The sequence below is a fragment of the Clostridium budayi genome (assembly GCF_055396605.1).
The window spans coordinates 224,227-235,000 of sequence record NZ_AP042456.1 but is presented as its reverse complement, the minus strand read 5'-3'; the positions used below and the strand labels follow the sequence as shown (position 1 = coordinate 235,000).

At 29.7% G+C, this 10,774-nt stretch carries 10 protein-coding genes (1 of these 10 cut by a window edge); all 10 read right to left on the bottom strand.

Translation table 11 applies throughout. The annotated features are described in order from the left end of the window. A protein-coding gene (locus ACZ5TJ_RS01145) for a sodium-dependent transporter (protein ID WP_464200770.1) crosses the window boundary here: on the bottom strand, positions 1 to 915 show its 5' portion. 633 nt of this gene lie to the left of the window's left edge; the window shows 915 of its 1,548 coding nt (coding positions 1–915); it begins with the start codon at positions 913 to 915; its stop codon lies off the left edge, out of view. Positions 916 to 1,235: 320 nt separating this feature from the next. After that, positions 1,236 to 1,769, bottom strand: a complete 534-nt coding sequence (locus ACZ5TJ_RS01140; RefSeq protein WP_464200768.1) for a 2'-5' RNA ligase family protein — start codon at positions 1,767 to 1,769, stop codon at positions 1,236 to 1,238. Positions 1,770 to 1,910: 141 nt separating this feature from the next. Then, positions 1,911 to 3,644, bottom strand: a complete 1,734-nt coding sequence (locus ACZ5TJ_RS01135; protein WP_464200767.1) for an oleate hydratase — start codon at positions 3,642 to 3,644, stop codon at positions 1,911 to 1,913. A gap of 109 nt (positions 3,645 to 3,753) precedes the next feature. Then, entirely contained in the window at positions 3,754 to 6,507 is a 2,754-nt protein-coding gene (locus tag ACZ5TJ_RS01130) for a YfhO family protein (RefSeq protein WP_464200766.1), read from the bottom strand. 126 nt (positions 6,508 to 6,633) lie between these two features. Further along, positions 6,634 to 6,759 (bottom strand): CPC_1213 family protein, encoded by a 126-nt coding sequence (locus tag ACZ5TJ_RS01125; RefSeq protein WP_252120225.1) that lies wholly within the window; start codon positions 6,757 to 6,759, stop codon positions 6,634 to 6,636. 92 nt (positions 6,760 to 6,851) lie between these two features. Next, positions 6,852 to 7,307: a DUF2798 domain-containing protein gene (locus tag ACZ5TJ_RS01120; protein WP_464200765.1), complete on the bottom strand. Its 456-nt coding sequence runs from the start codon at positions 7,305 to 7,307 to the stop codon at positions 6,852 to 6,854. A gap of 157 nt (positions 7,308 to 7,464) precedes the next feature. Next, the gene (locus tag ACZ5TJ_RS01115; protein ID WP_464200764.1) at positions 7,465 to 9,510 is read right to left on the bottom strand and encodes a hypothetical protein; all 2,046 of its coding nucleotides are present in this window, start codon (positions 9,508 to 9,510) and stop codon (positions 7,465 to 7,467) included. A 28-nt stretch (positions 9,511 to 9,538) separates the two neighbouring features. Further along, the gene (locus ACZ5TJ_RS01110; protein WP_464200763.1) at positions 9,539 to 9,754 is read right to left on the bottom strand and encodes a hypothetical protein; all 216 of its coding nucleotides are present in this window, start codon (positions 9,752 to 9,754) and stop codon (positions 9,539 to 9,541) included. Between the two features lie 15 nt (positions 9,755 to 9,769). Beyond that, positions 9,770 to 10,072, bottom strand: a complete 303-nt coding sequence (locus ACZ5TJ_RS01105; protein ID WP_464200762.1) for a hypothetical protein — start codon at positions 10,070 to 10,072, stop codon at positions 9,770 to 9,772. A gap of 13 nt (positions 10,073 to 10,085) precedes the next feature. Further along, positions 10,086 to 10,748 (bottom strand): hypothetical protein, encoded by a 663-nt coding sequence (locus ACZ5TJ_RS01100; RefSeq protein ID WP_464200761.1) that lies wholly within the window; start codon positions 10,746 to 10,748, stop codon positions 10,086 to 10,088. Between the last annotated feature and the right edge of the window lie 26 nt (positions 10,749 to 10,774).

Here is a 10,774-nt window from a genome sequence, read left to right as displayed (position 1 = left end):
GAATGCAATGAAAGCTAATCCTATTCCACTTGATACAACCTCTTCAATTGCAACTCCTTGAGCTGATGCCATAACTCCAAGTATAGCAAATACACCTATAGCTGATAAAAATTCAAATCCGCAATTTGCAAATGCAGTCATAAATGCACTGTTATTAATATCTGTTTTCTTTGGAAGATAACTTGAATATGTCATCATAATACCTGTTGCTAAACTTAATGAGAAAAATACTTGTCCATATGCTGAAATCCAAACTTGAGGATCTCTAACCTTTTCCCAATCTGGTGTAAATAACTTATTAAGTCCAATAGAAGCTCCATCTAATGTAACTCCTCTTATAACTATTATTATCATTATTATTAATAAAGCAGGTAATAATATCTTACTTATCTTTTCAATTCCAGCCTTAACCCCTTTATAACATACAAACCAATTAACAGCCCATATTAAAGCAATTCCTATTAGTATTGGCCAAACAATTCCACCAAAATGTAATGGTGAATCTGATAGTTTTAGAAAATCATTATAAAAATAAGCATTTGTATCATTTCCCCAAGACTTATTAAAACTCATAGTTAAGTATTTGATAGCCCAACTTAAAATCATAGAATAGTAGCATAGTATAACTCCCGAACTAATTACTGGCCACCATCCAAACCATTCAAACTTTTTGTTTGCCCTTGCTAGTGCAAGTGGTGTTGAACCTCTATATTTATGTCCCATACTATATTCTAATATTAATAGTGGTATTCCAGCTGTAAATATAGCTACAAAGTATGGAATTAAAAAAGCTCCTCCTCCACTTGAATAAACTACATACGGAAATCTCCATATGTTTCCTAGTCCGACTGCAGAACCTACAGCTGCAAGAATAAATCCAATTTTACTGCCCCATTGCTCTCTATTTTCCTCCATTATAATACCCCCTAATATAATTTATTGTTAAAATTTTACATGTTATAGTTAAACAAAAAGCCTCATATCATATATGAAGCTATAAATTCAATTTTTATAATTTCGCTTAAATACTATGAAACTATTTACCCCAATATTTTCATTTTGATAATATTTAATCCAATTTATTAATTATTACATATATTAATTATATAACTACAGTATTATTTGTCAATAAAATAATCCATTTATTATCATTTTATAAATTTTAATATACAATTTTTGAATAAATAAAAAACACCAATCTAAAATGATTAGTGTTTTTATACAATCGTTAAATACTAAAATAATCTTATACTATCAGTAAACTTTCCATCTTCCATTTCGACCTTATATAATGCAATTCCATCTAAACTTCCTTCGAAAGGCTCAAATATATCTAATATAAAATTAAACGCTTCCTTCATCTTTTCTTTATTAAGTCCCATAGCCAAACTACAATGTGGATTCCACATTCCAGGACGATAATATTTTCTTGCTGTATCTTCAAATTCTTTAAAATATTCATAGTAATCTCTATGAAGACTAAGTAACTCTTCCGTAACCACAGGCGTTACGAAACATGCACCTGTATCGGGAAACACTCCTAACACATCAAATCTAGTATCTATAATTTGCATTTTAGATTTAAATTCTTTCATCTTCGCTATAAACTTTTCTTCATCTATTTCTTCATAAATGGCAAGAGTTATATGAGGAAATAATCCATCTGTATTTATTAAACTTGAATCAATCCCTTTTTCACTTAACTGAGACCAAATAGATTTTATATATCTTGAAGATCTTTTATCTAAAAATACATCTACTATATACATAATTTTACCTCCCAAGTCCTTTTATCCTATTCTGTTACTAATTAACCTATAAATCTCCTATTATATATTCTATCATATGTATGAAAAACAAAAAGAACATTCTAATCTTAGATTAGAATGTTCTTTAAATCTTAATTTATTTTACCTAAATGAAGTTTTAACAGCTTTCATTAATATTTTTGGATCTTTCTTATATTCAGTTACTGGACAAATCTTTTTATTCTTTACTCCAAATAGTTCATACACTGCAATTCTTGCACCACGAACTGAGTATTCTTCTGTGAATACCATATCTTCTGGAATTTCAACATATTGACCTATCATAGCAAAGTTTGTTGATCCATCTGGTACTACCTTTGGACGGTCACTCATCTTACGAGGTTCAAATTGAGAGTCTATATATGGCATCATACACGGAATAACATTTACTACTGATTTCATAATTTCATCTAAATGTTCTTCCATATGCAATTGACATATAAGTTCTGTCAACAATTCTTCACCTGTACATTCACGCATAGGTTTCTTTACATAATCTCCAATTCTATCTGTATATAATCCATATGCCCATAGCATTGTTGTATCCATTGGTTGACTTCTAAAGTATGGTTGTGCTGCAATAACTATGCTCATAAGCCAGCTGGAATCTTTAAATGTCATTAAAGCACCACTTCCTGGAATATTGCCAGAGAATTGTTCTATAAGCTTTAACATCTTATCTCCTTTAAATGTTACATTAAAGCTTTCCCAATTTGTTCTTTCTGGATTACCAAAGAAAGGTTCAGGATTACCAAGGCCAGGTTTCTTTCCTGCAATTTTAGACCAAAGTTCTCCTGATATTGGGTTGTTTGGTTTATATTCTGGTGCTGTATTCATATCTCCTAAAGTTGAAGAATCTGTCATACATCCTAATGTAGCAATACAAACATCACCATCTTCTAATGTTATTACTTTTTCTTCTCCATCTTCTTCTATATGAATTGCAGTAGCTGTAATTCCTTCTCCTTTATTAAAATCTATATCAGTTACTATAGCGCTAGTATTAAAATCAACACCAAATCCACTTAAGTATGATTTTATTGGAAGTATTACAGAATCATATTGATTATATGGTGTACGTGTAACCCCTGCTAATGTATCTATACGTGAGTATTCTAATATCATACGACCAATGTAACGCTTAAATTCAAATAAACTAGACCATTTTTGGAATGCAAATGTTGTTTGCCACATATGCCAGAAGTTTGTTTGGAAGAAGTTTTTACTCTTTCCGAACCAATCTTCAATAGTTAAATTATCTAATTTATCTTCAGGTGTAAACCATAATTTACTTAATAACATACGATCAGTATTATCAAATCCCATAGTATGAGCATTTAAAATTGAACCATATTTATCAATTAAACGTGCTTGTGCGTGTGTTGGGTGTAAGTGGTCGAAATTAAGTATTTCTTCTGTTACACTCTTTCCCGGGAAATCTAATGATGGAATGCTAGAGAATAGTTCCCAGAAGTTTTCATATGTTTCTTCATTTAACATCCTACCACCACGACATACAAATCCTTCAGTTGCACTTCCTGCACCATCGTTACTACCGCCTAGCACTTTTAATCCTTCATATATATGAATATTTTCTCCTTTAAAATTACAATCTCTTATAAGATAAGCTGCTGCTGCTAATGATGCTAATCCACCACCAACTAAATAAACTTGATTTTCTTCACTGTCTATCATTGGTCTAGCAATTTGAGGTTGTTTTGATTTATCTTTCATTTTCTTAGCTTTAACTGCAGCTATTGTAGCAATTCCTGCTATTGCACCTGCTGTTAATAATGCTTTTTTATTATATTTTTTCTTATTGACCTTTTTTCTCATATAAATCCCCTCAACTTTCCGTTTAGAATTATTTATTACCATACATCTATTATAGTTTAATAGGATTTAATTGTATTTAGACAAAATCACCACTTTGTCTAAAAATATTCTACTTGTAGGATTTATATTTATTTCTTCTTTGTGAGTTTTCTAAAAATATAAGTATACCTATTCCAGCAATCGTTATAATTAGCCCACTTCTTAAAAACGGAGTTTTGTATACTAATTGTACTTCATGTTTTCCACGGTCTATATTACATCCTATAAATGTCCCATTTACAGGGAATGTTTTTACCTCTTCTCCATCTATATTAAGCTTCCATCCTCTTGAATATGGAATTTGAAACATTAATATTCCATCTGTAGAAGATATTATATTACCTAAAACTTCATCATTATTTACTTTATCTATATTGAATGAATTCTCTTTAAGCTTTTTTATTTCACCTTTATAAGTTGGCATATTAAATATTTGTATATCATCGAAAGTATATTCACCAGCATTTTTAAATGTTAGCTCTATAGTATCATTTAAATTTTTTCTTTGAGCAAAATATCCTAAATTATATAGAACACTATCCATCTCAAAATATTCTGATGCATTTAATGAATCTGTCTTATGAAAATTCTTAGTAATACCTTTATATGAAGCACTAACTGTAAACTTATCTCCACTACTCCATCCAGCAAAATTTTTAATTTTATTTTTTACTTTTCTATAAAGACTATCTTCATTAGTTTCTTTTACTAATGGCTTATATTTTAAATTACTTATATTAAGATATATATTTCCTTCATTTATCTCATTATCTTTAATTTTAAATATTATTTTTTCATTAGGCTTATTAACTTTAATCCTATCTTCTTTAATAATAGGTTCACTTTTTTCTATTTCGAAAGATATTTTATTTATTTTAGACTTAATACTATTAATATTGCTTTCTGTATATTTTGAATCAACACTTGCTGCATAAATTAATGATTCCTCTTTTTCTACTCCGTTTAATTTATCAAAAACATTTTTATCTAATATATTTGAATACACATATCCAAATGGTAATACATCTTCATTTTCATAAACAGAATATTTTCCTACATCTTTTACTTTTACTGCCGCTGAATTTATACGCGAATTTTTATCAGATCTACTTATATAATATTTAACTCCCATTACATCACTTACTATAGGTCTATTATCAAAATTTATTATAGGACTATTAGGAGTAAATGCTCTATTATTAAGTGTTCTTGAGAATTCTGCTAAATATCCATTATTAATAGATAAAAAGGAATCTATTCCATTATAATTTAGGAAGAATGAATTATTTCTAGTTCTATCTCTAGATATATTGTCAGCTTTAGCAATTCTATAAAAGCCTTTATCATTTTCTTTAATATATTGTTCAGCCCCACCAAAAGAATCTTCATAATATGAAAATGCAGTGCCTCTCTCTAAAAATTCTTTTACATAATCATTACCAACTGAACTGTATCTATAAAAATTATTGAAAATCACATTTATCAACACTAAAACTAACATAGCTCTAAAAACCTTTTTATCATCTAAATCAGTCTTTCTTTCTACTTTTAAATATCTGTATAGTATTAAAATTATTATTATCCCTATAAATACACTTGGGAAAACTTGACTTTTTATTTTGGGAAACATAATTCTTATAACGCCTAAAATGCCATAACAAAATAGTATTAATCCACCTAAATATATATCCTTTTTCCCTATAAATTTTAAGTTATCAAAACAAACTGCAATAATAATGCTAGATACAAAAGCAAATGCAAATGTCCATCTATTACTAATAGATGAAAATCCATTCATCATAGATCCAAAGCAAGGTAATAAAACCATTATTGAAAATATAATAAACATACTAAAATATGAGAAATACTTCTTTCTAACTTTTATAAATAGAGGAAATAACACAGTTGTAATTATAGGAAAAGTAAGTACAGTCCAGAATGGATAACTTCCTGATGAAATTGATGTATATAGTAAATTTGCATAATAACTAATTGGGTAAAGGAGTATACTTTTTTGCGTATCGTCAGAGGTAATTCTAGATGATGTAGTTATTGAATATAATGTAGGCAATAATATAATGCAAGATATCATAATACCAATTAAAAAGTATAAAAATAACCTTGATAAATATTTTATAAATGCTATATTTTTTGATTTTCTAACTTCAAAGTACCTAAGCATTGCATATAGTACACTTATAATTGCAATCATATAACAAAAATAAAAATTAGATATCATTGATATTGCAACTATAATAGAAAACACATATTTTTTTCTATTATCTAAAATATTTTCTATTCCTATAAAGGCTATTGGTAATAATATTAATGGGTTTATGAAGTATGGATGTCTAAGTGCTGTCATTAAGGCAAATCCAGAAAATGCATAAGGAATACTTCCTAAAATGATTGCATAATTAGAAAATTTCATTCTTCTTCCATACATTAAAAATGCAAGACCAGCAAAGTAAAGTCTAAGCGCTATTAATAAATCATAAACTAGTTCTAGTTTATCTAATGGAAATAACAATGATAGATATGCAAACGGATCTCCAATTACATAATATGAATAAGCTCCTATAATATCGCTACCATATCCTATATTCCAGGACCACTCAGCTAGTCCATTTGATGGGTTCTTTATAAACTCTCTAATCATTTCATTAAAATCATAAAGAATAGAAAAATGCTGATTAATACCATCAGCATTCCAGATAAGTGACTTATTATTTAATATGAAAATACTATAGTATGCTAAAAATATAATAATAAATAATATTGTATAAATTAAAATCGGACTCTTAGATTTATTTATTTTTCCCATTATAATCCCCCCAATTTTTATATGCCAATTATTTCAAATTATATCCATTTACATATATTTAATTCAATATTGTATAAAGCAAGCAAAAAGGTATGTATAACTAAGTTATACATACCTTTAATTGATTTAATAAAACATATTAAAATCTCTTGCATCATGATCCTTTGCTTTTGGTTCTCCAAAGGCTGCTTTTGCACTTTCTACTTGCGGATTATGATTTATATGCTTCTTTTTTCCTTTCTTTTTGCCCATAAATATCACCTCAAGAGTAGTTTGTACAATAGCATTAATAATTATTAGTGGTAATTCTTCTATTCAAATGTATGTCTAATTTTATGTTCTTTTTATTTATTAAATACTTTACCAAATATAAATCTTATAATAGGTCCAGCAATTAATAATTGTAGTGGAAGTGCTACAATAAAATTCATTCCCAGTGCTGTTATGTAAGCTGATGGTAAATCTGATGTTAATCCAACATTATGTAATACTCCAAACATTGACATACATAATACCATACCACAAACCATAAAGACTGATATTAAAATTGCTATTTTTATTTGCTTGTCCCCTTTTTTTATAAATTTAAATGCTAGTGCTTTCGCAGGTCCTGATACAATAAACCAATCGCATATCATAGCAACTACAAATGCAAATGGGAATCCAATTAACGAATCTATAATAACCTGTTTTGAAAACCCTCCAGTATGTAATGACACATTATAAATACTCATGCAAAATACCATAAATGCACACATCATAATAGTAAAAATTAAACTTTCTTTTTTTGTTGTTGGCATAATTTCTTCCCCTTTGTACTCAATATGAAGAATTATATCAACTTTTTTTGACCTCATGTAAGTTTCTATTTTGTTAACATTTTTATTTGCTATGTTAAATATAAATACACACCTTCTTATGAATAAACCTTATCCTTATAGCCAAACCTAATAGAAACTAACTTTTATAAAAGGAGTAAATACTAATGAAATGGAATGGCTCATTAGTATAGTTAAATGCCATTACCCCCATATCATCCATAACACTAGGTGCTGGTGGTGGTTCTAAAGGAGTACCATTCCTATCAAACATAGGTGTCCAGTCTTGAACAGCAAGGCAATATTCTCTAAATGCAGGTATATATGGATTAGTAACCATTACTTGACTTCCTGCAATTGTAGGTTTTCCAGTAAAACTATCAAAGAATTCTGAACCAGATGCCTCGATCATTATTCCTCCATATAAACCATGAAGTTGATGCGTATTAGCAAAAAGATGGTCATGGAAGAAAGTAACCTTTAATTGAACATCTGCATACCATCTAAACACAACTGTTTGATCTTTTCTAGCACCAGTCAAGTAGTTCCAACCAGTATTTGCACCATCCGAAGATAATACATCAAATTTTACAAAGTGAACATGAGCTGATGCAAATATAGTTTTAGTTAACTCTTGGAATGCATTTCCGCCTATTTCATTAGGAAGTTTATTAGTAAAGTGAATTTCTATACATTCACCAGCATTAGCTCTTATAAATAAAGGTTCTGGTTTCTTTTTACCTGATAATACATCCTTTTCATCTTCTGCTAGTACATATAGTCTTCCTTGTGGATCGTGCCAACCGGCCGTATTATAAATTAAAGGCATTTGGATTGCTACTACATCTATTTTTCTTATAGGTGCATTAGGTGGGCATGAATCTACGAATAATGCTCCTTCTGTATAGTTAGGAGCTAGTGCATTTTTTTCAAGCTTTGTTATAGGAAAATCCCTATCCCATCCAATAGGTGGGACTGGAGCTCTTTCACCAAATTTTCCAGGTATAAAGAATGGGAATCCTGGTTTATCTTTTGTTGGTTTTGGTGGAGCTTCTCTATCTGGAAGAGGCATAAGCTTAGTTATAGGAGCATTATCTGGATATTTTCTTGTACCATCTTCTAGTACATCATGAATTCTAAAAATTCCCCACATACCTTCACCAAAGTGAGGATATAAGTGACAATGATAAATAACATCTCCATAAGCTTTTTGTAAGCTACCTGCTCCATAAAGAATATCAAAGGTTATTGTTTGTTGAGGGCTAAGACCTCTTGAATCGTTTTGTTCTGAATCTAAATCCTGTCTTTCATGAAGCCATTGATGAAGGTGTAAATGGAACATATGAGTCTCTTTAACGCCACCATGAATTGCGTGCCATCTTACAGGATCACCAACATAAGCTCTTGGAATTATTGTGTCTGGTGGATCACCAAAAGCCCATGAATCATGGTGAACCTCTTCACCAACACAGTCACTACAAGCTTTTCCTTCCATAATTAACTTCATTCTATTTCTCATAGGTTCAGCCCTATAATTAATAGAGTGAGTCATCTCTATTGCACCCGTCATAGGATCCCTTGGAGGGTTCCCAAGTTTATCTTTAACTGGGGCTTCATCATGAAATATAGTTACATATTCTCTAAAGTCAGGCATATACGGATTATGAATATCTGCAAAAACACCAGATTTTAATTCATAACCAGTTTGAGGATCAGTCCAAGTACTGCCAGGTGCTTCAACAACAATCGCACCAAACAATCCATGAATATTACTTCCAACTTCAGAACTTAAAGAATTCCCAAGATCACCAAAATGAAAAGCACCTTCTACATCTGCATACCATCTATAGGTTATACTTTCATTTGGATTTGCAACGGTATTTTCGTTATCACCTGCAATAGCTCCATCTGAAGTCATAACATCATAAGATAAAGTCTTAACATTTATTGACGCTGGGAAACAAAGTTTATTTGTAAATTTAATTTCTACAACATCTCCTAGATTAGCTCTAATAACAAGAGGTTGAACTAAATTTACAAAGGTATCATGATTATTACATACTAATTTTTTTACTGTGTCTTCATTTTCTGCAAGCACATACATAAGACCATTAGGGTCTACATCACCAAATTTATTATAAACTATTGGAATGTGTATAGCAGAAATATAATATTTTCTTAACATATACTATTCCTCCTTTGTTAAATACACCCTAATAGAAAGTTACTATTTTATCAATGCTTACAAAAAATTCTTTTCCTTGCAATTCTACTGGAACACCGAAGTCAGCTCGCATAATAAGGCATTCATCATAAACTTCTAAAACTTCACCAACAATGAAAAATGGGAATTGTTCTAGCATAATTATTCTATCTTTTTGACCAATTAATTCACTTAGTGCTTCTGATAAAGTTTTTTCAACTATCATAATCTTTCCCCTCCTTTATACCAATGGGAATCTTTCGCCAGCTGGGAAGCTGAAAAAGTTCACTATTTCATTTAGTGGTATGGTTAAAGGCCTTGAGAAAATATATTCTGGTGCATTAGTCATCTTTATATTAACATTCTCTAGTCGTACATATTGATTACTAATCTCTGTAATTTTCCCAGTTAGTATTGGTCTAAATACTTGCCCTAATATATTTAGCTGAGTTGGTTTTAATATAAATACTAAATTTTCATTTCTATGCTCATCTATTTCTTTAGCCAAAGCAGGCCTTGATAATAATTCATTTAAAAATTCCATAAAATATCCCTCCTTACATATCCATGCCATCATGTTCTTCAGAATGGCTCATTATCTCTAAGTTACCTTTTATAATTTTTCCACCCATTGCAATTTCTTGCTCATTAAGATATGGTGCAGAATAAAAATAAAGGGAAGAATATTTTACTGAATTAGGTTTATGACAATCTGCTGGATGCTTTACGCTTCCAAATACAGCTAATTCTCTTAACTTACCACCCATAGATTTTATATGAAATACAGCAATAAACTTTTGGTTATCATCAGTATGATAAAATACTAAATCATTAGAAAAAATAACTTCTCGACTATCATAATTAATTATTGTTAATTCTCCACTACACGTACCGTATTCTTTTTTTATATATAGTCTAAATACTAAATATTCATCGTCTCCGCAGTGTTTACGAGATTTCACTTTAATTAATCCATAACCTTTTACAAGTTCTATACTATTATCAGGTCTTGGAATTATACATACTCCATTTGTACATACTGGAGCAAATACGCCGTTAAATCCACAGCAAGTATCATTGCATTTATCTCCACTTTCACAAAACCTTTTCCAAAAATCTAATAGATCTTCATTAATAGATGGTTCTTCTTCTATCTCGTGCTTAATTTCATTAATTTCTGTGTTTTCCTTTTTTGTCTCATTTGTTTTTTCAGTTAGCATTAAGTTTTTCCTCCTTTGCTTATAAT